The sequence below is a fragment of the Bacillus sp. 3G2 genome (assembly GCF_044324725.1).
Classification (GTDB): domain Bacteria; phylum Bacillota; class Bacilli; order Bacillales; family Bacillaceae_G; genus Bacillus_A; species Bacillus_A mobilis.
This window is the reverse complement of sequence record NZ_CP172246.1, coordinates 3,156,388-3,178,713: the sequence shown is the minus strand read 5'-3', so window position 1 is coordinate 3,178,713 and position 22,326 is coordinate 3,156,388. Positions and strand designations below refer to the sequence as shown.

Below are 22,326 nucleotides of genomic sequence, written 5' to 3'. Positions count from 1 at the left end.
TACTTTTAATAATAAAGATATATAATAAAAATAGAAACGAAATTTTATGAGCAAGGAAGTTGAAGAATATGACATTAACAATGGGCTTTATTGGATTTGGAAAATCAGCCAACCGCTATCATTTACCTTATGTAAATACACGTAAAAATATAAAAGTAAAAACGATTTTTGGCCGCCAAATTAGTGAAGAATTAGCGGCTCCATATAAGAGTAAAGGTGTTTATTTCACTACTGATTTGGACGAATTGTTGAATGACAAAGAAATCCAAGTAGTGACAATCTGTACGCCAGCACATACGCATTACGAATTAGCGAAAAAAGTTATACTGGCCGGGAAATCGGTTATCGTTGAAAAACCATTTTGCGATACAGTAGAACATGCGAAAGAATTATTAGCTTTAGGACGAGAGAAAGGTGTAGTAGTTATGCCTTATCAAAACCGTCGTTTTGATGGTGATTTCTTAGCAGTTAAGCAAGTTGTGGAACAAGGATTCCTTGGTGATATCGTTGAGGTTGAATCACATATTGATTACTTCCGTCCTGGTTCAATCACTCACGAAGGTCCAAAAGAAGAAGGTTCATTTTATAGTTTAGGTATTCATACGATGGACCGTATGATTTCACTATTTGGCCGTCCTGATACGTTGACATATGATATTCGTAATAATGAAGTGGAAGGTGCGGTTGATAACTATTTTGATGTTGGTCTACATTACGGAAATCAGCTGAAAATTAAACTAAAAACGAACCATATTGTAGCAAAAGATTATCCACGCTTTATCGTTCATGGAACAAATGGATCGTTTATTAAATACGGTGAAGATCAGCAAGAGAATGATTTGAAAGCGGGTATCATGCCTGAGAGTTCAGGATTTGGTGAGGATTCTCCGATGTACTATGGAATTGCTAAATATCGAAATGCAAACGGTGATTGGATTGAAAAACAAATTAAAACGCCGCTTGGTGATTACGGTCGTTTCTATGATGCAGCGTATGAAACAATTGTAAATGGTGCACCAAAACTTGTAAAAGACGAAGAAGCGGTAACGAATATTGAAATCTTAGAAAACGGATTTGCTGCTCCATCACCTTCAGTTTACAAACTTGAGGCTTTAAACTTGAATGAATAGAAGAGGGAATACAGTATAAAGGAGGTATGGAAATGGCAAGCGGATCAACACAAGTAAAATACCTCGGCATTTACCAAAAAATTAAACAGCAAATTTTAGACGGTGAATATAAAATTAACGAAAAAATTCCAAGCAGTCCCATCCTTGCTGAAGAATTTGGCGTTTCAGCCCTTACTATTAAAAAAGCGCTGGATTTGTTAGTTAGAGACGGATACATCATCCGTCGGCGCGGAAGTGGAACAGTCGTTCAAGATTGGCGTCAGCAGGAAAAGGCACGGATGATTCAAACTTTAACAGGTACAAAAGCTGTTTATGGCAGCGAGGTAGAAAGTAAAATTATCGAGTTTACGATTGTCGGAGCCGAGGAAATCATTGCTGAAAAATTGGGCATTTCAGTAGGGGATTTTGTATATAAAATCATTCGCCTCCGCATCATTCACAGTATTCCGACGATTATGGAGCATACATGGATGCCTATTTCGGTCATACCGGGTGTTGAGGTTTCTGTTTTAGAGGAGTCGATATATTCACACATTCAAAATAAACTAGGTCTTGAAGTAGGGACATCCGTTGTCAGGGTCAAAGGAGTTCGTCCAGATGGTAGGGAAAAACAGTTTATGAACTTAACACATCAGGATTTCCTAATGCGAGTCGAACAGGTAGCCTATTTAACGGACGGACGCACCTTCGAGTACTCTTACGCTGATCATCTGCCGGAAACCTTTGAATTTGAAACAGTTATTACTGCAAAAAATTATAAAGAGACATAAAAAATAGGTTGGGGCAAGTATTGCCTCAACCTAATTTCTGTTTTTAATATAGTAGGAACAGTTATTATTCATCAGCTGTAATAAGCATGGATGTGTTCCCGTTTTTTTCAAGATGAACTTCCCCCCAACTGCAGAGGGAATCGAGTATGGCTCCTAAAGACGAACCGTAATTAGTTAAAGAATACTCTACTTTCGGTGGCACTTGGTCATATACTTTTCTTTGGATTACATCATCTTCTTCCAGTTCACGTAATTGCTGTGTTAACATTTTTTGTGTAATACCAGGCATTAAACGTTTTAATTCGCTCGTTCTTTTTGTACCTTTTTTTAAATGACAAAGGATAACAACTTTCCACTTTCCACCAATAACTTCTAAAGTCGCTTCTACAGGAATATTGTATGTTTTCATAAAAAACTCCTTTGATAAATTTAGATTATAGATTTGGATTCACAAACTATAATTATTTCTTTTTAGTGCCTATAATACTTTAAAGTGCGTACTATTTATTGTGCTAAATATCGTTCATAATAACCGATGTAAGAGAGAAATAAGCAGAACGGCACTTGAAAATGCATACGTTACTTTTTAGTACCTATAATACTTTAAAGTGCGTACTTTTTATTTTGCTAAATATATTTCATAATAGCACATGTAAGTAAGAAATGAGTAAAATGTATTTTGAAGTGCATTGGAAATTGGTTCGCCATAACGCTATGGAGAAGTTCACACAAAAAAATAATTAATTACTCCAAGACTTAACAGTTGATTAATCTTACTGTAATGTTTAAAATTACAGTAAGATTTTTAAAAGTGAGTCGTCATCGTCTGTAAAATGTAGTTTCAATAATTTTATAAAAGTAGCATGAAAAGAAACGAATAGTAGAAATAAACGAAACATTGCCGAATAAATAATATTACGTGTATTTGTTTCTAAACTGTAATCTTTTTTAATACATTTCAATAACTGATATTTAAAATGTACGTTTCATAAAGAACATTAAAGGAGTGAGTGAAATATGGTGGTTTTATATACAACAGCAAGCTGTAGTTCATGCCGAAAAGCGAAAGCATGGCTGGAGGAGAATCAAATTGATTATACTGAAAAAAATATCGTATCCAATTCTATGACAGTGGATGAACTTAAATCCATTCTTCGTTTAACTGAAGAGGGTGCTACTGAAATAATTTCAACTAGATCCAAAACTTTTCAAGACTTAAATATAAATATAGATGAGCTTTCGCTGAATGAATTTTATAAATTAATAATTGAGCATCCGCTAATGTTACGTCGTCCAATTATGCTGGACGAGAAAAGATTACAGATTGGTTTTAATGATGAAGAAATTCGTAAGTTTTTACCACGTAGCGTTCGAACATTTTTGAACATTGAACTGCAAAAGCTGGCTAATTAATAAGTAATATTTTTTAGGAAAAGTTGTATGAAAGGAGGAAGCAGAAAATGATAGAAGTATGTGTTACAGTCAATTATAACGATAGAAATTATCAAACAAATGTTATTGTAAGTAAAGATACGATATGGACAAAAATTAAACAATTGGCAGAAGAACAAGTGAAGAAACAATGGAGTCTTTAAATGTATTTTTAACTTAAAAAGCTAAATGAAGTTATGGCATTTATTTCTTTATGCTAAGAGTGGTTCTTATATATTTTAACGCTCAACTAACCTATCTGTAATATTTATGGCTACAGTATGTTAATATATGAGAAACAATATTTTTGATCGTAGGAGGAAAACAATGAACAGCGACTTTACCTTGGCCATACACAGTTTAACTTATTTAGCTTTACAGCCAGACCGGATGTCAACAAGTAATGCTATTTCAGAAAGTGCAGGTGTTCATCCAGTACGCATTCGCAAAGTGCTAAGTTTGTTAAAAAAATATAAGTTTATACAATCAAAAGAAGGAACTGGTGGCGGTTTTATTTTTGCCCGTGATTTAAGTGAAATTAATCTTTGGAATATTTATCAAATAACCTCTGAAGGTGCATTGCAGCCGAAGTGTCCAGAATCAAATGATCAGTGTATTGTAGGTTCGAACATGCGGAAAGTTCTTTTTGCTATTTTCTTAGGTGCGGAAGAACATCTAGGTGAATATTTAAAGAATTATACAATGAAAGAAGTTGTTGATCTTATCAATCAAGAACGTTAAGCGGCTTAATTATTATGTAGCCGTGAGTTCTTAATACTTAAGTGTAACGAAAAGTATTACAGTTTAATTTCGTTTTTATATATTTTTTATCGTCACAAAAAAATTATAAGAAGGTGAAAAAATATGATGTCAAATAATAATCATGTTTTAAAAGTGGGAGATTGGGTTCGTGGAATATCCAATGAAGGTGAATTTATACTTGGTTACATTGCATCACTTGATGACGTAGAAGATATAGTTACAGTTAGTATTGTGAAACGTGACAATAAGTACACAAAAAACGAAGCGATTTTACTCTTTAGTAAACACGTTAACAAACTCCCTGAATCAAAGGTAATCAATAAGGAGCAAATCCTTTATCTTATAGATCTTGCATTATTAACAGGGGATGAAGAATGGTTTATTGAGCTTTCTACAAAATTAAACTCGATAAAAGAGCTAGTTAACGAGGGGGTTTAAAGATTATATTATCCTGAAGAATGATCAAAAAAACTAAAATTAAGATGACTGTGAAATGATTTGTTTGCCCACTCCTGATAATGATAATTATGTCAATGAGCTGTCCGATATCGGCAGCTCATTTTACTTTTTCATTTAGCAAAATGTTAGAGGTTCTCTAGTTACCATCAAGTTAAATAATGTATATGAATGCAATGTCGATAATATATATCCCGAAAATTGGTTTATACATTTAAAAAGATATTTCTTTTTAACCACGTTAATTATTTAGTGGAATATCTTTTTTAAATTAAAATAAAATTTTTCGATAAAGAAAAATATAAATGTTTTTAAAATGAGTAGCTTAAATAAACAATATTTTACTGTATTTTATGCTGATTAATTCCGTTATAAGTGATAGGAACAAGGGTTGCATGCTAACTGTAAAATATTATCCATGTAAAATTATATCCAATTAATATTTCTGAAAATATAAAAATATTAATTTTATAAATATACACGTTATAATGAGGGCGTCGAGAGAAATTTTATTATCTCTGGAGAAAATATAAAAAATGCGATTACTAGTAAGAAAGGTGTGTGGTTAGAGGCGAAATGTATGTAAAGTGCTTCAGTGGCTTGTGTAATCAATACCATAAATGCTGCCGAAGCGATTAAAGTGATGTATAGAATTGAGAAAGAAATGCCTCATAAATGAAGAGAGGCCGGTTTATCTAAAATTACTGTTAAAAGTAAAAAGAGAAACCATTAAAGTAATACACTGTTATTAGAAATGTTGCAACGTATTATATGAAGTCTATTCAATATTGTTCTCTTAAGCGGTCTTTATATAAAGAGCGGATATTATGAGTAAACTTTTTTGTGAACGCTAACATTTATGTTAGGACGCTAACTAGCGAATGTTTCAATTTGGATTCATTATGATGAAGGACATACAATGTGGGGCAACTTGTAAAGAATTCATTATCCCAAAAGGTAAATATTTGTTAGCTATAAAGAGAGACGCAGGAATAGATACAAGGGGGAGTTATTATATGAACGGGAATACTGCAAAGAAAATAGAAGTTCAAGCTGAAAATACCGCACTAAAAAATGAGCAATATGCAGATCCGAAAAAGTGGCATAAGCAGGATACTACATGGGCACTCAGCCTATTTGGAACTGCAATTGGAGCAGGGGTGCTCTTTTTACCGATTAATGCAGGTTCAGGTGGATTATTATCATTACTACTAATTACATTGCTTGCATATCCAGTTATGTATTACTCACATAGGGCACTTGCTAAAATGATATACGCTTCTAATTCTGCTGATGAGGGGATCACAGGTACAATTAGAGAGTATTTCGGAAATAAAGCAAGTATCATTTTTAACATCGTATATTTCGTTTCAATTTATACAATCGTACTAATGTATTCGGTTGCGCTTACAAATACTGCAAGTAGTTTTATCGTGCATCAATTGCACATGCCAGAGCCTCCAAGAGCTATTTTATCACTTGTATTAGTTCTTGGTCTTATCGCTATATTGAATTTTGGTCAAGATATTACTGTAAAGATCATGAGTATGCTAGTGTATCCATTCATAGCTTCTCTACTGTTTATTGCAATATCTTTAATTCCACAGTGGAATACGTCAATGCTTAGCTTCTCAGCTGTTTCTACTACTTCAACAGGAACAGGATATTTTGGAACAATATTGTTGATTCTACCAATCATCGTATTCTCATTTAATCATTCACCTATGATTTCATCATTTGTTGTGAAGCAGAGAGCTACGTATGGCATAGATGCTACTGATGCTAAATGTGCGCAAATACAAAAAGTTTGTTATATCATGACATTCGCTGTAGTTATGTTCTTCGTTTGGAGTAGTACATTAAGCTTGACTCCAGAGGATTTAAAAATGGCAAAAGAGCAAAACTTATCAATTCTTTCATATCTTGCTAATGAGCTTAATTCACCTGTAATCACGATTGCAGCTCCAATCATTGCTTTTGTGGCTATTACAAAGTCTTTCCTTGGCCATTATATCGGAGCGTTTGAAGTAATGCGTGACATGATTATTAAGTTCGGTAAATCACGTGGGAAAGTAATTGAAGAAAAAACAATTAAGACAATCGTTCTTACTTTTGTTGTATTATCATGCTGGTTTGTTGCTTATACAAATCCAAGTATCCTTGGACTTATTGATTCTCTAAGCGGTCCATTAGTTGCTGCTATCTTATGTTTATTACCAATGTATGCAATCAATAAAGTACCAGTACTAGCTAAATACAAAGGGAAAATGAGTAACGTATTTGTTATTATTGTAGGTGTACTTACTGTTTTAGCAAGTATTAAATCATTATTCTAATTCACGATTTTTAGTTCTAATATAAAATAGAACGATTTTGGGACAGGCTTCTCCGTTTGGAGAGTCTGTCCCTTTTTAAATTAGTGAGAAAAGGTCATCTTTTACTAAGACTCTTTTCGTACATAAGGTTGCTTTATTACGTTACAATTTTATCTTATTGACTTTATAAGATAAAATTGTAACTAAGGGAGATGATTCTAAGTTGAGTAAACTGAATATTAGTACAACGGTTTCGGGAGATATAATTGTTACCCGTCTTATCGGCAAGATTAAAACAGATGATGTGTATGAATGGTTTAATGGATTCGAGCAGGTTTGTCAGCAATTCATTTCCGAAGGACGGAAATACAAATTGCTGGTCGATAGAAAAGGATACATACCAGATCATTTTTCTGTTCAAAAAGCATGGAAAGAGAAGTTTTTCAATGAAACGATTTTGAATCACAGTAAGGCAATTGCTTTTCTCCTTGAAGAAGGGGAGATACTGAATTATTTACAACAGTCCAATACAAAAGAATCTGTAAAATTTTTCGATGATTATGAAGAAGCATTCCTTTGGTTGAATGGATATCCTATATAAAACTTTTAGTGAACCAGTTGCTTAAGCAACTGGTTTTTTATGCTTGTAAGTAGTATCCGGAAGAAAACTTCTATACGAAATGTTTAGCATTAGAGGACATACATTTTTAATGCGTTAAATATAATTCATAATAGCACCAGGAAGAAGAGTATACGCTTTACAGTAGAAAGCTCGTACGATAGAGTCACAGAAATTCAAAAATATCAATGTGGCATAAAGTGAGTAAGGGGGATAAACATATGAGTACTTCAAATTTGAATGAAATAAGTAAACAAATTTTAAAAGAGGAGGAAACGCTTCAATTTTCCTCTTTTACAAATGAAGATGCCTTGCAACTAGGTTTATTTATCGTTGAAACAGCAAAGCGAGAGGGAAAATTGATTGCTGTTGATATAACAAAAAACGGTGTGCAATTATTTCATTTCAAGATGACAGGGACAAATGAGGAAAATACGAAATGGATTGAGCGTAAAAAACGAGTTGTTTCCCTGCATGATCATAGCTCGTATTATATGCAGATACAAAGTGAAATAACTGGAATCTCATATAATGAAAAATATCTTTTAGATACTTCGGAATATGCTGCGTTTGGTGGATGCTTTCCTATCAGGATAAAAAACGTAGGGGTTATTGGAATGATAACAGTTTCAGGATTACCACCAGAAGAAGATCACGAATTGGTAGTAAGAGCAGTTAAAAATCATTTGAACTAATAGTTGTAACTAGTCAATAGATAATTAATTTTAGGGGGCAATACTATGCCATTAATCGAGCTAAATACTTGGCCAACGATGTCAACAGAAGAAAAAAAGGAATTCGTTTATGAAGTAACTGAACTTACAATAAAACTATTAAAAATTGTCCCTGACAAAATTCAAGTGTTGATAACGGAACTTGAGAAAGAAAATTGGGGTAAAGCTGGGGCTGTAGCAAGTGATGCTACCTTTGCTGAGAAAAGTAGGGTGTCCGATTGGGAGACAAAAGAGTCTTACGATACACCAGGTCGTAACGTTAATGGAATGGCTATTATTAAGATTGATATATGGAATACATTTGATCAAGAGACAAAGGATAAGTGGGTAAACGAACTTACACAAGTAACATCTAAATATACTCATGCACCTTTGGATAAAGTGCTAATTCTTATTCGTGAAATGATTCCAGGGAACTGGGGACAAAGTGGTGTAACAGGAGCTAATGCAGATTTCCTTTCCAAAAGTCGTACATTTTAATCATTAAATAAAAAAGGCAAAAATGAACACATTTCTGTTCGTTTTTGCCTTTTTATTATTTGTCTGTGGTAATGAACATGATCCTTTATATGTTTAAGTAATGTTCTCTAAAGTTGCCTCTACGGGAAAGTGTATTTCTTCATTTGAAAGTCTTTTTCATGGAATGTAGATTTCAATTTTTGAGCAAAATAAGTTAGGTTATATAAATGTTACTTTTTAGTACCTATAGTACTTTAAAGTACGTACTTTTTATTATGTTAAATATCATTCATAATAGCACATGTGAGAGGGAAACAAGCTTTATGGTACTAGTAATTAATTATGTTACTTTTTAGTACCTACAGCACTTTAAAGTACGTACTATTCATTATGTTACATGTATTTCATAATAGTACATGCAAGAGAAAAGTGAGACGTACGGTACTAAAAAGTACCTATCGTACTTTAAAGTGCGTTCTTTAAAAAGAGAATGAAACCATTCATAATAGCGTTTATAGAGATTAAATATATTTTTTGAAAGATAAAAGGGCTTTTTTATCATACTATTACGATAGGGATTATAGGGAATAGGGGGAACTCAATTGAATTCATATACAGTATCGTCTTCAGAAGTTCAGACGAATCGAAGAAGTATATTTGCTTTATTAGCGCTAGCAATTAGTGCGTTCGGGATTGGGACAACTGAATTTGTTAGTGTCGGTTTATTACCATCTATTTCAGAAGATTTACATGTGTCGGTTACAACAGCTGGTTTAACAGTTTCTTTATATGCGTTAGGCGTAGCGTTTGGTGCTCCAGTATTAACGTCATTAACAGCTAATATGTCACGAAAAACGTTATTAATGTGGATTATGATTATTTTCATTATTGGTAACGGAATCGCAGCGGTAGCAACAAGCTTCACTGTATTACTTATTGCGCGAATTGTTTCTGCACTTTCGCATGGTGTGTTTATGTCAATTGGTTCAACGATTGCTGCGGCACTCGTACCAGAAAATAAGCGTGCTAGCGCGATTGCCATTATGTTTACTGGTGTAACAGTTGCAACTATTACAGGGGCACCAATTGGAACATTTATTGGTCAACAATTTGGCTGGAGAACATCATTTTTAGCAATTGTGGTAATTGGAATTATTGCCTTAATCGCGAATAGTATTCTCATTCCATCTAATATGAAAAAAGGTACGTCTGTATCATTCCGCGATCAGTTTAAATTGATTACGAACGGAAGGCTGTTACTTGTTTTTATCATTACTGCATTAGGATATGGGGGAACATTCGTAACATTTACGTATTTATCTCCGTTATTGCAAGAAGTAACAGGATTTAAAGCTAATACGGTTACTATCATTTTATTAGTGTATGGAATCGCCATTGCAATAGGGAATGTGATTGGCGGAAAATTATCGAATCATAATCCGATTCGAGCGCTATTTTACATGTTCTTTATTCAAGCGATTATATTATTTGTTTTAACATTTACAGCACCATTTAAGGTAGCTGGGTTAATCACAATTATTTTCATGGGACTATTCGCATTTATGAATGTCCCAGGGTTACAAGTATATGTCGTAATGTTAGCTGAAAGATTTGTACCGAGTGCTGTCGATGTTGCATCGGCAATTAATATTGCGGCGTTTAATGCTGGGATTGCTCTTGGTGCTTATTTAGGTGGTATTGTAACGAATTCGTTAGGGTTAATTCATACGGCTTGGGTAGGCGGCATTATGGTAGTAGGTGCTGTTGTTTTAACAGCATGGAGTATGTCATTAGAAAAACGAGATCAGGCAAAATAAAAGGAGAGAAAATAAAATGAAAAACTTACAAAGTAAAACAAAATTGCATAACGGTGTAGAAATGCCTTGGTTCGGTTTAGGTGTATTTAAAGTAGAAGAAGGACCAGAACTTGTAGAAGCGATTAAAGCAGCAATTAAAGCAGGGTACCGTAGCATCGATACAGCGGCGATTTACGGAAATGAAACAGCTGTAGGTGAAGGAATCCGTGCAGGTATTGAAGCGACTGGAATTTCAAGAGAAGAATTATTTATCACTTCAAAAGTATGGAATGCAGATCAAGGATATGAAGAAACAATCGCTGCATATGAAGAAAGTTTAAAAAAATTAAAACTAGATTATTTAGATTTATATCTTGTTCACTGGCCTGTAGAAGGGAAATATAAAGATACGTGGAGAGCGTTAGAAACACTTTATAAAGAAAAGCGTGTACGTGCAATTGGCGTAAGTAACTTCCAAATCCATCATCTGCAAGATGTAATAAAAGATGCAGAAATTAAGCCAATGATTAACCAAGTAGAATATCACCCTCGTTTAACACAAAAAGAATTACAAGCTTTCTGTAAAGAACAAGGTATTCAAATGGAAGCATGGTCACCACTAATGCAAGGTCAATTATTAGATAATGAAACATTACAAGCAATTGCTGAGAAACACGGTAAAACAACAGCGCAAGTTATTTTACGTTGGGATCTTCAAAATGGAGTAATTACAATTCCGAAATCAACGAAAGAACACCGCATTATTGCAAATGCTGATGTATTTAACTTTGAATTAACGAAAGAAGATATGGAAAAAATCGATGCGTTAAATCAAAATCATCGCGTTGGTCCAGATCCTGATAACTTTGATTTCTAAGATTAAAGAATGAGTAAAAAGAGTGCAAAGTTGCACTCTTTTTTTATTTTCTATTCAATAAAATGTTTCTGTGTATATTATGACTTTTAAATTACTTTAGGTGATCTAAAGAACTGATTTTAAGACAGTATTAAAGTTTGACATGTGATCATGCATTCTATAATATATATGCTATAGCATATATATTATAAGTTATTTGGAGGTGGCATATGGACTTATATGAGTTAACAGGGTATTTTGTTCATTGTAATGATGTGAAGTTAACAAATTATTTAATGTAAGTTATTAATCATATATTCCTTATAAAATTTACCTTTTATATGCTATAGCATATAAAAATCACCTCTTAACTTGTAATGGCAAAAATTAAAATAATATAGAAGATATATTATGAAACGAGGAGATTTTAGTTATGGGAAAATTTATATTAGCGTTTGATAGAGAACTTGTAATTGCAGAAAAAAAAGACTCAACATGGAGCGTCCAATCACAGTTTGTAGGTGCTAATCCAGTTGCGTTAGCTTCTGATCCATACGACCAAGAAAGAATGTATTGTGGTACTTTTGATAGGGGATTATGGAGAAGCAAAGATGGAGGAAGTTCATGGGAAGCGATTGGAACTTTACCTTCTTTTGGTGAAGTGTTCCCAGCCGATGCTATTCATATGAGAGCTATTACAGCAGTTTCTGTATCTCCAGCGAAGGGTGATGACGGTAACGGAATCGTATATGTAGGAACTGAACCGAGCGCCATGTTTGTATCTAAAAATGGGGGAGACAGTTTTGAGCTGCTAACTGATTATCGACAAATGCCATCGTATTCATCATGGTTCTTTCCTCAACGAACATATACGCACCACGTAAAACATATTGAAATTGATGCTAATAATCCAGAAACTATTTATACAACGATTGAGGTAGGAGGATTAATTAAAAGTGTAGATGGCGGTATGACATGGACTGAGGAAAAAGAGGGGAACTATCCTCAAGATATTCACATTCTTAAATCACATCGCAATGCCCCAAATCGTTTATACGGGGTGTTAGGTGATTCATTCTTGAAAGAACCAGGTCAAGAGTATGCGGAGAGTAATGATGGAGGTAAGACTTGGAACTATATGTGTAGTGGGCTAAAGCATCATTACGCATATCAAATGGCAGTTAACCCAAATGACCCAGAAAATATTATTATTGCGACATCGTCAAATCCACACGTAGCACATGATTACAATAATGGAAATTGTGAATCATATATTTATAAGAAAGAAAAAGATCAGCCTTGGGCAGAAATGAATGCAGGTTTACCAGCTCCTAAAGGAACAATTATACCAGTATTAAAGGCAACAAGTGATGGAACGTTCTATCTGTTTAGCAATAAAGGAGTGTATCAGTCAGTAGATGGTGGTTCAAATTGGACATCATTAGAGATTCCTTGGGAGAATAGATTTATGGAACAACATCCTTATGAGATGTTAATTATTAAATAAGTGACGGATATAGTTTTTACTACTATTCATTGGTAATGTTTAGTTGAATTTAAATTAAAAATGTAAAAAGCCAGGTAATGCGTTATTCATGCTACCTGGCTTTTTTGCTGGTTAAAGTTATATTTGTGTAAATATGAAACACGCAGGATATATGAATAGAGAATGGGTAAAATAGTATCGAATGATCACTAGATTGTATCAATGATGTTATAAGACGTTTTTTAGGTAAACTGAAGTGGTTTAAATGAAGCTGTCTAGTTAGATTTAGAATGAATGGCAAATTGGTGTTATGGAGTTCAATGATTTAAAAATGAACTCTTTTAAACGCATATTATCTTTGAGATGTATCATTTTGAAGAATATTAAAACTCAGGAGGAATTGAATTATGACAAAAGATTTCTACACTGCATTGAAAGAAAGACGTACTTATTATGGGATTAATAAAGAGGTACAAGTATCGGATGAAAAAATTAAAGAAATCGTGGAGTTTGCTGTGAAATATACTCCATCCGCTTTCAATTCTCAAACTGCGCGATTAGTTGTATTATTTGGTGAAGCTCATAATAAATTATGGGATATTACAACTGAAACATTAAGAAAAATAGTTGGAGATGGAGATTTTTCAGGAACACAACAAAAAATGGATTCTTTTAAAGCTGGTTATGGAACAGTACTATTCTTTGAAGATGAGGCTATCGTTAAATCGCTTCAGGAAAAATTCGCTTCATATGCTGAAAACTTCCCAATTTGGTCACACCAAGCATCAGGTATGCACCAATTAGTCGTGTGGACAGGTTTAGAAGCAGAGGGATTAGGGGCATCTTTACAACATTATAATCCATTAATTGATGATGAGGTAAAACAAGAATGGAATGTTCCTGCTAACTGGAAACTAATTGCACAAATGCCATTTGGTAATCCAACAGCTGCCCCAGGTGAAAAAGAATTCCAACCATTAGAAGAGCGTGTGAAATTTCACAAATAATTAACTGTTCTCTAAAGGATAGTTTTAAATTAATATCCTAATTAGGATGAATAAATACAAACATTTTTGTTGAAAAAGAATCCATTTTCAAAATGGATTCTTTTTTATGTAGTAGAAAAATAGTCTTATTTATAAATTAATTAGTAATTCTTTGAGACGTATATATTTTATATAGAGGAGAAACAATAATTTCTAGAGACAGGAGTGTAATAGTGACTATGTAGGAGGGGTAGAGGTGATGAAAAAATGGATATTTTATTAGCGATTTTACCAGCGTTATTTTGGGGGAGTATTGTACTCTTCAACGTTAAATTAGGCGGAGGGCCCTATAGTCAAGTACTTGGAACAACTTTTGGTGCACTTCTTTTCTCAATAGGTATTTATATTTTTGTAAAACCAGTGTTAACGCCTATGGTAATTGGGGTAGGAATTGTATCAGGGTTATTTTGGGCATTGGGACAAGCTAACCAATTAAAAAGTATTGATTTAATTGGGGTTTCTAAAACAATGCCTATTTCAACCGGGATGCAATTAGTTTCAGCTACTTTATTTGGGGTAATCGTATTTCATGAATGGTCCACAACTGTGTCTGTGATATTAGGTATTTTAGCACTTATTTGTATCATAATCGGAATCGTTCTCACATCACTCCCGAGTCCAGAAGAGAAACAACAAGCGCAAGCAGGGAACTTAAAAAGAGGAATTTTAATTTTATTGGTGTCTACTTTTGGCTATTTAGTTTATGTAGTCGTAATACGATTATTTAACATAGACGGATGGTCGGCATTATTGCCACAAGCGATTGGCATGGTGTTAGGTGGAATCCTGCTAACATTTAAGCATAAACCATTCAATAAATATGCGATTCGCAATATTATTCCTGGCTTAATTTGGGCAGCCGGAAATATGTTTTTATTTATTTCACAGCCGCGTGTAGGGGTTGCAACAAGTTTTTCCCTTTCCCAAATGGGGATTGTAATCTCGACATTAGGTGGCATTTTTATTTTAGGTGAAAAGAAAACAAAACGTCAGTTTAATGCGATTATCATTGGAATTATTTTTATTGTCGCAGCTGGAGTTATGTTAGGAATTGCAAAAGGATAACGAGGAGGAAAAAAATATGTATACAGATTTAAAAGGAAAAGTAGTTGTTATTACAGGTGCTGCAAAAGGTCTTGGAAGAGCAATGGCAGTTCGTTTTGGAGAAGAACAAGCAAAGGTTGTAGTAAATTATCGATCTGATGAATCGGAAGCGAAAGAATTAGTAGACGAGATAAAAAAAGTAGGGGGAGAAGCTATTGCGATAAAAGGAGATGTAACAGTCGAATCGGATGTTATTGATCTCGTGCAGTCAGCTGTGAAAGAATTTGGTACACTAAATGTCATGATTAATAATGCGGGTATTGAAAATCCAGTACCTTCACATGAAATGCCCTTAAGTGATTGGAATAGAGTAATTAATACGAATTTAACAGGCGCTTTCTTAGGAAGCCGAGAAGCAATTAAATATTTTGTGGAGCATGACATTAAAGGTAGTGTTATTAACATGTCAAGCGTTCATGAGCAAATTCCATGGCCATTATTTGTTCACTATGCAGCGAGTAAAGGTGGTATTAAGTTAATGACTGAAACATTAGCACTGGAATATGCACCAAAAGGAATTCGTGTGAACAATATTGGACCTGGTGCCATTAATACACCGATTAATGCTGAAAAATTTGCAGATCCAGAAAAACGTGCCGATGTTGAAAGTATGGTTCCAATGGGATATATCGGAGAGCCAAAGGAAATTGCAGCGGTAGCGGTATGGCTTGCTTCTTCACAAGCAAGCTATGTAACAGGTATTACACTGTTTGCTGATGGTGGCATGACTCTATATCCATCCTTCCAAGCTGGACGCGGATGAGTAATTGTATAACAAGATTTTTTTTTCAGAGATTATAGAATCAGTTCTTTAAATTGATTTTTTACTTTAGGAATATCTTTCAGAGTGACGGATATAATGAATCTCATATAAAAAATCATGTAACAAAAATATAGATTGATGTTTATATGAAATTTTTATATTAAAACAAAGGGGCATCCAATTAGAGGGTGCCCTTGTTTAATAGTTTTTAGTTTTAACGATGGTAAGTTACTGGAAATTGTTGATGCCATTGTTGCCATGTTTGATGAGGATAATGTTGATGCCATTGATTCCAATTCATATACTGTGGCCACATTGTATGATGCCATTGTTGCCATGTTTGATGAGGGTGGTGTTGATGCCATTGTCCCCAAGATACATAATGAGCAGGGTACATTGAATTCTCAGCTCCTTTATAAAGAATCTATATATTTTATGTTTTTTTACTTATAAAGAGCTTGTTTCTGTATAATATGGGCATCTTGTATTAGAACCCGATGAGCTGATGATTTATTTGGAAATGGTTACACAAGATAATTTAAAAGGAATTTATTAGGGGAATAATAAAGAGCTTGGAACAGCGGAGAATTATAATTTTCGTCTCGAAAAGTTAACTAGGGCTAAATGGTTTAAGCATGAAGTAATCAAATAGATAAAACATGAACAAAAATGTTATTTTAATCTAAAAGATAATTAGGGAAAAGTGGAAGAGGGTGGCGTCAGTAATGACACCTTGCGCTAGCATATTTACGTATATAGCTGAATAAAGGAAAAAGCAATTACTAAACATATTCCAAAAGAACAAGGCTGGAAGTTAGCAACTACTATTAAGGACTTCAGAGTTATTACTTGTAAAAAAGATTACATGGGTGAGTTTAAGTACTTTTACATTAGAAGCTCAGGGCTAAATACCATTAGTGATATGTGTTTGTGTCAGTTTCTAGAAGTATTTGCAATATACAGTACCCAATTTCATGAAAGTATATGTTAATAAAAACGAAAATTAGGTCCTACGTGTAATGGAGGCGGAGCATAAAGCTACAGTTATAGTGTAAATGAGAAAGAAAATGTTATACGAAAGTGGATTTAATAAAAATTCATTTGTTTTTACTAAAGGAAAAGCAGTTAGCAAAAGCTAACTGCTCTGTGAATAAGAAGAACACAATGGTTATTCGTATTCAACCTTGGTGTATCTATAGTATTAACATGTATTTAAAAATCATTCAATAAAAAAGCAGCTAGCAAAGGCTAACTGCTTCATTTAAATTTATTGAAACAAACCAACTTAATTATTGATTAATCAACCACGTCCAGCTTGGAAAGATGGATATAGAGTCATGCCACCATCAGCAAACAGTGTAATACCTGTTACATAGCTTGCTTGTGAAGAAGCAAGCCATGCTGCTACTGCTGCAATTTCCTTTGGTTCTCCGATATATCCCATTGGAACCATACTTTCAACATCGGCACGTTTTTCTGGATCTGCAAATTTTTCAGCATTAATCGGTGTATTGATAGCACCAGGTCCAATATTATTTACACGGATTCCTTTTGGCGCATATTCTAGTGCTAATGTTTCTGTCATTAGCTTAACGCCACCTTTACTTGCTGCATAATGAACAAATAATGGCCATGGAATTTGCTCGTGAACGCTTGACATGTTAATAACACTACCTTTAATGTCATGCTCCACAAAATATTTAATTGCTTCTCGGCTTCCTAAGAAAGCGCCTGTTAAATTCGTATCAATTACTCTATTCCAATCACTTAAGGGCATTTCATGTGAAGGTACTGGATTTTCAATACCTGCATTATTAATCATGACATTCAGTGTACCAAATTCTTTCACAGCAGATTGAATTAGATTAATCATATCAGATTCAACTCTGACATCTCCTTGTACAGCAATGGCCTCTCCACCAGCTTGCTTAACTGCTTGTACTACTTCATTTGCTTCTGATTCGTTTGAATAATAATTAATTACAACTTTGGCTTGTTCTTCTCCAAAACGAATTGCCATTGCTCTTCCAAGACCAGTTGCACCACCTGTAATAACCACTACTTTTCCTTTTAAATCTGTATACATAATTTTTTCCTCCTCTTTATCCTTTTGCAATTCCTAACATAACTCCAGCTACGACAATAAAGATAATCCCAATGATAATCGCATTAAACTGACGTTTTGTTTTCTTTTCACCTAAAATAAAAATTCCACCTAAAGTTGAGATTACAATCCCCATTTGGGAAAGTGAGAAACTTGTGGCCACCCCAACACGTGGCTGTGAAATAAATAAAAACATATTTCCAGCTGCCCAAATTAAGCCAGGAATAATATTACGAATCGCATATTTATTAAATGGTTGATGCTTAAATGTTAGCATCAGTCCACCTAACACCATGCCGATCGCTTGTGGTAATAACGCCGACCATCCGTCTATACCGAATAGGCGAATAATTACTACATATACTAAGTAACCAAGAGTTGAGATTAATAACATCACAATCCCTTTTTTGAAATTTCCTGCTTGTTCTTTGTTTTTCTCCTCTTTACTTTGAAGAGATGTGAGAACGATTCCAACGATGATACATATAAGTGCAAGAACACCTAATATAACAGACGTTGTTGTGGACCATTCATGAAATACAATTACTCCAAATAAAGTAGCTGAAACTAATTGCATCCCTGTTGAGATAGGCATCGTTTTAGAAACACCCATTAAATCAACGCTTTTCAATTGATTTGCTTGTCCTACTGCCCAAAATAGGCCTGAAATAATCCCGATAATTATAACCATTGGTGTCAAAACGGGCTTCATAAAAATATAAACACCGATAGAAAAAACTAGGGCGCCAAGGGTAGTACCTAGGATTTGACTGTAGGGTCCGCCACCTAGTTTAACGTTGAAGAGTACAATACTTCCCCAAAATAAGGCTGGTAAAATCGCTAATAAAATATCCATTTTTTAACCTTCCTAAAACATATTTATTTAGCTGAATTCATATAAGAGACAGCAAGTGTAGTTTGTTTGGTATCTAATTACTTCCTCCTTATTATTTAAAATAAGAACCTATTTAAAAATATATTTTTAAATAATTTATATTAAATATATTTTTGTTAATAGGTTACTTTATGTAACCAATAATAACTACACAACAATTTTATGTCAAGCATTAATTTTCAATTTTAAAGGGTTAAATAAAAAAATTGTAAAAAGCAAATGAAATAGACTTGCTTACTACGAACTTCAATCAATATAGCTGAAGAGGGCACATATTTTGGAGGTTAGGATGTATCCCTTGTTAGGAAACTCTCAAACTGTAGTGAATGGGATAACTACTAAAAAGTTTGTTAAATTGTATATTCCTTTTGAGAAAATAATTAGAGATACTCAAAATGTATAATGAAAAGAGTTGGTAGCATCTTTATTGCTAGAAGGATTTGTTTGGGTATTTATGGAAATTGCGGTGTTCTTTTATAATCAAAATTGGGATGTTGAAAATATGGTTCTTCTTGTAGTTTATGGTTACTTTATGCTTTCACTAAGTGAACCTCCTTAATACTTCTCTAATGAAATTGAAATATTCCTCTTTTTCTGTTGCAATATGAATCTATCTACACAAGAAAGAATTATTATCTATTGTTTGATGCACCTTTAGTCATCATTCCTTTACTAAATTGTTGAAATACTTCAAATGGTTGTGATGCTAATGTAGTTAATTTAAATAGGGGATGTGATTTTTCTTTTTGATATAAACTATTAGACATAATAAATTTCCCTCTCTTTTTGAATGATTTAAATATACTTCCCAGTAAAAAAAAATTCTCAATCCAAGATAAATAAAAGATAAAGGTAATACAGATATATAAATGTGTAAAAATTCTAAAGGAAGTGAGACTATGCAATCACATCCAAACGAATGGATTCCGGTTATATCGTTGGAGCAAATGACTAATAAAGAATATGACGTTTTAATTGTTGGTAGCGGAGCAGGAGGCGGGGCGGTTCTATGGAGATTATGTGAACAATGGAAAAATAAAAAGAAACAAATTGGTCTTCTGGAAGCAGGGGATTTGCTTTTGCCCACTCATGGGCAAAATCTTCCGACAATGAATATTGATCGGTTTTTAAACAATTATTTTCCTAAAGTCGCAACACCTATCGGGAAGCGGTTGCCCCAATATCCGGAAGCAACACTGGTTTTTGCTCTTGGAGGCAGAACCTTGTTTTGGAGTACAGCATCTCCCCGAATGCCTGCTTTTGAAATGGAAAAATGGCCTGTGACAGCAAACGAGATGAAATTCTATTATGTTATCGCAGAAAAAGTAATGAATGTCACTCCGTTTTTCGCCCGAGGATCATCTATGCAAAACATCATGTTAGAGCGTCTTAAGAAAAATGGATTTCCGGAAGCTATAGACTTACCAATGGCTGTTAATCTTAAAGGAACACAACAAGGACAAATTGGTTCCGATGTTTTTTTTAGCTCAATCCATTTTTTAGCCTACGCCTTGAATTGGAGGGCTTTTGATTTAGCAGTCAATTCTCGTGTCGTTCAAGTAGTAATCGATCAAGGAAGAACAGTCGGAGTTCACGTGATTTCTCCTGATAAAAAGTCCTATTTCATTAGAGCAAAAACAGTTGTATTATCAACGGGTGCTCTAGAAACACCTCGAATTTTGCTTTACTCAGGAATCCAAGGACCAGCAATTGGCCATTATTTGACGAATCATTCTCTTCTTAGAGCTATAGGGAAAATAAACCGTAGAAACTTTTCAGAGGAACTAGGAAACTTAGTGATAAATATTCCTCAAACAAAACAATCTCCTTTTCAAATTCAAATGCTCGGATCGGAAAAATACTATGCTTATCAGCCTTTTGAGGAAAAACCATTTCTTGAGGAAGTGAAAATCGCGATAAATACCTTTGGTAAAGTAGAATCCAGATTTGAAAATAGTGTATACTTAGACCCTACTGAACGTGATGAATATGGTATACCACAGATTCAAATCAGCTTTTCTTACAGTGAAGCAGACAATAGGATCATCCAACAAATGGCGCAAGCTAAGATACAAGCTACCTTAGCTATGAAATTATCCTTGACTTCACAAGACAATAGGCCTCCAATCTCTCTAATGTCTCCTGGAAATGATTATCATGAGTCAGGTACATGCCGTATGGGTGATGATCCTTTAACTTCTGCAACCAATCAATTTGGTCAAATTCATGGCATTCCGGGTCTTTATGTAGCTGATAATAGTGTACTCCCTTCCATTGGAGCAGCTAATCCTACTTTAACTACAATTTCATTGTCTATTCGTACGGCTGATTACATTATCCGACAACTAGGGTAAAATAGAGTGATTTACTTATATAAATTTCAATACATAATTGAACGTATAAAGAAATTTTGTACACAGCATGTTAACTGCTGCTTTCGAATTTTACTTCAAATAGCCTCTTTTGTGGGGGCTATTTTTTTGCGTATCGTGTTTTTTCTAAATGCTGAAGATATTCCAAGTTGCACGAGATAGTTAGGTTATTGAAATTAAATAAACATAAACAAGCTATCATGGAATTGATAGCTTGTTTATGTTTATCCCGCTTTAATGGGCAGTAAGACCCCCACCTCAAAATTCAGTGAAAGCAAAGAAGTTAGGTGGGGGATGAAGAAAACCCCCACTGATTAAAGTTTCACTTTATTTATAGTGCAAAATAGCAATTACATATTATTTGAATCAGCAGCTAATTGTAGACTATAAGGATCTGGTTTTGAAATCACCTTATTTTTTAGAGTTACGTATTTAAAAATATTTAGCAATTTCTTTCGCTTTAAGAATAGCATTTTCCTTAATTTCTAATGCTTTTTCAGGAAACTTGTTATGCCCCTCAATAAAGATACCCTCAAAAGATGAAGTTCCAAAAAACTCCATCATAACTTTTAAATAGCGGTGCCCCATTTCTTTTGATGCTTCTGGTCCATTAATATAAATATCGCCACTCGCTTGAATGTGCAATGCTTTTTTACCTGTTAATAATCCAACTGATCCTTCTTTTGTATATTTGAATGTTTTTCCAGATACAGCTACAGCATCTAGATATGTTTTTAAAATGGCAGGGATGGAGAAATTCCACATAGGAGTAACAAACACATATTTATCAGCTAAGACAAACTGCCCACCTAATTCAGCTAGACGTCCGACTTTTGAAATTTCAATAGGTGTTAATTCGTGCAATGGAGTCCCGGATCTAAGTTTATTCCATCCATTAAAGACATCAGCATCCAGATATGGAATATCAGCCTTATATAAATCAAGATGAACGATTTCATCATTAGGATTTAGTTTTTTATAAGATTTAATAAATTCTTTTCCAACCGCCATACTGTATGATTGAGTATCATCAAATGGATGGGCTGTAATATAAAGAAGATTTGCCATATATTTATTCCAGCCTTTCTAAAATGAGGTCAGTTATTACTTGAATATTAAACAGTGTAAATTTTATAAGATAAATTGTCCATTTATTGAACTTATTAAGTATAACTTTTAGTGAATTATACTTTGTCTTTGCTTGAGAGTTATTTCGTTTGTGAATATG

Annotated in this window: 23 protein-coding genes; 17 read left to right on the top strand and 6 right to left on the bottom strand. The window is 33.9% G+C overall.

What is annotated here, in order from left to right:
- Window positions 1–68 precede the first annotated feature (68 nt).
- Complete coding sequence (locus ACHZK0_RS16300; RefSeq protein ID WP_262741789.1) at window positions 69–1,130, top strand: oxidoreductase; 1,062 nt, start codon at window positions 69–71, stop codon at window positions 1,128–1,130.
- A gap of 32 nt (window positions 1,131–1,162) precedes the next feature.
- Complete coding sequence (locus ACHZK0_RS16295) at window positions 1,163–1,900, top strand: GntR family transcriptional regulator (RefSeq protein WP_240587785.1); 738 nt, start codon at window positions 1,163–1,165, stop codon at window positions 1,898–1,900.
- Window positions 1,901–1,964: 64 nt separating this feature from the next.
- On the opposite strand, the gene ACHZK0_RS16290 is transcribed toward ACHZK0_RS16295, so the two are convergent.
- Entirely contained in the window at window positions 1,965–2,309 is a 345-nt protein-coding gene (locus tag ACHZK0_RS16290) for a winged helix-turn-helix transcriptional regulator (protein ID WP_240587786.1), read from the bottom strand.
- Window positions 2,310–2,917: 608 nt separating this feature from the next.
- On the opposite strand from ACHZK0_RS16290, the gene spxA reads away from it, so the two are divergent.
- The 14 genes from spxA to gdh (ACHZK0_RS16220) all read left to right on the top strand — a co-directional run bounded on the left by spxA (window position 2,918) and on the right by gdh (ACHZK0_RS16220) (window position 15,727).
- A complete protein-coding gene (gene spxA, locus ACHZK0_RS16285; protein ID WP_088097117.1) occupies window positions 2,918–3,313 on the top strand; it encodes a transcriptional regulator SpxA in 396 nt (131 codons plus the stop codon).
- 47 nt (window positions 3,314–3,360) lie between these two features.
- Window positions 3,361–3,495: a BA3454 family stress response protein gene (locus tag ACHZK0_RS16280; RefSeq protein WP_000573531.1), complete on the top strand. Its 135-nt coding sequence runs from the start codon at window positions 3,361–3,363 to the stop codon at window positions 3,493–3,495.
- Window positions 3,496–3,658: 163 nt separating this feature from the next.
- Window positions 3,659–4,072, top strand: coding sequence for an Rrf2-family transcriptional regulator SaiR (gene saiR, locus ACHZK0_RS16275; protein ID WP_262741788.1), 414 nt, complete (start codon window positions 3,659–3,661; stop codon window positions 4,070–4,072).
- A 123-nt stretch (window positions 4,073–4,195) separates the two neighbouring features.
- Window positions 4,196–4,531 (top strand): IDEAL domain-containing protein, encoded by a 336-nt coding sequence (locus ACHZK0_RS16270; RefSeq protein WP_262741787.1) that lies wholly within the window; start codon window positions 4,196–4,198, stop codon window positions 4,529–4,531.
- A 1,034-nt stretch (window positions 4,532–5,565) separates the two neighbouring features.
- Entirely contained in the window at window positions 5,566–6,885 is a 1,320-nt protein-coding gene (locus ACHZK0_RS16265; protein WP_395760684.1) for an aromatic amino acid transport family protein, read from the top strand.
- Between the two features lie 175 nt (window positions 6,886–7,060).
- Window positions 7,061–7,465, top strand: a complete 405-nt coding sequence (locus tag ACHZK0_RS16260) for an STAS/SEC14 domain-containing protein (protein WP_262741823.1) — start codon at window positions 7,061–7,063, stop codon at window positions 7,463–7,465.
- A 206-nt stretch (window positions 7,466–7,671) separates the two neighbouring features.
- Window positions 7,672–8,178 (top strand): heme-degrading domain-containing protein, encoded by a 507-nt coding sequence (locus tag ACHZK0_RS16255; RefSeq protein WP_395760683.1) that lies wholly within the window; start codon window positions 7,672–7,674, stop codon window positions 8,176–8,178.
- Between the two features lie 45 nt (window positions 8,179–8,223).
- On the top strand, window positions 8,224–8,697 hold the full coding sequence (locus tag ACHZK0_RS16250; protein WP_001128309.1) for a tautomerase family protein: 474 nt from the start codon (window positions 8,224–8,226) through the stop codon (window positions 8,695–8,697).
- A gap of 581 nt (window positions 8,698–9,278) precedes the next feature.
- Window positions 9,279–10,493 carry an MFS transporter gene (locus ACHZK0_RS16245; protein WP_262741785.1) on the top strand — a complete coding sequence of 405 codons (1,215 nt, stop codon included), beginning with the start codon at window positions 9,279–9,281 and terminating at the stop codon, window positions 10,491–10,493.
- A 16-nt stretch (window positions 10,494–10,509) separates the two neighbouring features.
- On the top strand, window positions 10,510–11,349 hold the full coding sequence (locus tag ACHZK0_RS16240) for an aldo/keto reductase (protein WP_395760682.1): 840 nt from the start codon (window positions 10,510–10,512) through the stop codon (window positions 11,347–11,349).
- A gap of 412 nt (window positions 11,350–11,761) precedes the next feature.
- On the top strand, window positions 11,762–12,835 hold the full coding sequence (locus ACHZK0_RS16235; RefSeq protein ID WP_395760681.1) for a WD40/YVTN/BNR-like repeat-containing protein: 1,074 nt from the start codon (window positions 11,762–11,764) through the stop codon (window positions 12,833–12,835).
- Window positions 12,836–13,221: 386 nt separating this feature from the next.
- Window positions 13,222–13,821, top strand: coding sequence for a nitroreductase family protein (locus ACHZK0_RS16230; protein WP_262741782.1), 600 nt, complete (start codon window positions 13,222–13,224; stop codon window positions 13,819–13,821).
- Between the two features lie 246 nt (window positions 13,822–14,067).
- Window positions 14,068–14,925: a RhaT/GlcU family sugar-proton symporter gene (locus ACHZK0_RS16225; protein WP_395760680.1), complete on the top strand. Its 858-nt coding sequence runs from the start codon at window positions 14,068–14,070 to the stop codon at window positions 14,923–14,925.
- A 16-nt stretch (window positions 14,926–14,941) separates the two neighbouring features.
- Window positions 14,942–15,727, top strand: a complete 786-nt coding sequence (gene gdh, locus ACHZK0_RS16220; RefSeq protein ID WP_395760679.1) for a glucose 1-dehydrogenase — start codon at window positions 14,942–14,944, stop codon at window positions 15,725–15,727.
- 214 nt (window positions 15,728–15,941) lie between these two features.
- Here the strand turns inward: gdh (ACHZK0_RS16220) and ACHZK0_RS16215 are convergent, their stop codons facing one another.
- The 4 genes from ACHZK0_RS16215 to ACHZK0_RS16200 all read right to left on the bottom strand — a co-directional run bounded on the left by ACHZK0_RS16215 (window position 15,942) and on the right by ACHZK0_RS16200 (window position 19,493).
- Complete coding sequence (locus tag ACHZK0_RS16215) at window positions 15,942–16,124, bottom strand: hypothetical protein (protein ID WP_395760678.1); 183 nt, start codon at window positions 16,122–16,124, stop codon at window positions 15,942–15,944.
- A gap of 903 nt (window positions 16,125–17,027) precedes the next feature.
- Window positions 17,028–17,813 carry a glucose 1-dehydrogenase gene (gene gdh / locus ACHZK0_RS16210; protein WP_395760677.1) on the bottom strand — a complete coding sequence of 262 codons (786 nt, stop codon included), beginning with the start codon at window positions 17,811–17,813 and terminating at the stop codon, window positions 17,028–17,030.
- 16 nt (window positions 17,814–17,829) lie between these two features.
- On the bottom strand, window positions 17,830–18,687 hold the full coding sequence (locus tag ACHZK0_RS16205; RefSeq protein ID WP_395760676.1) for a GRP family sugar transporter: 858 nt from the start codon (window positions 18,685–18,687) through the stop codon (window positions 17,830–17,832).
- Window positions 18,688–19,358: 671 nt separating this feature from the next.
- On the bottom strand, window positions 19,359–19,493 hold the full coding sequence (locus ACHZK0_RS16200) for a hypothetical protein (RefSeq protein ID WP_262743532.1): 135 nt from the start codon (window positions 19,491–19,493) through the stop codon (window positions 19,359–19,361).
- Between the two features lie 132 nt (window positions 19,494–19,625).
- On the opposite strand from ACHZK0_RS16200, the gene ACHZK0_RS16195 reads away from it, so the two are divergent.
- Window positions 19,626–21,080, top strand: a complete 1,455-nt coding sequence (locus ACHZK0_RS16195; protein WP_395760675.1) for a GMC oxidoreductase — start codon at window positions 19,626–19,628, stop codon at window positions 21,078–21,080.
- A gap of 450 nt (window positions 21,081–21,530) precedes the next feature.
- Here the strand turns inward: ACHZK0_RS16195 and ACHZK0_RS16190 are convergent, their stop codons facing one another.
- Window positions 21,531–22,166, bottom strand: a complete 636-nt coding sequence (locus tag ACHZK0_RS16190; RefSeq protein WP_262743534.1) for an FMN-dependent NADH-azoreductase — start codon at window positions 22,164–22,166, stop codon at window positions 21,531–21,533.
- Between the last annotated feature and the right edge of the window lie 160 nt (window positions 22,167–22,326).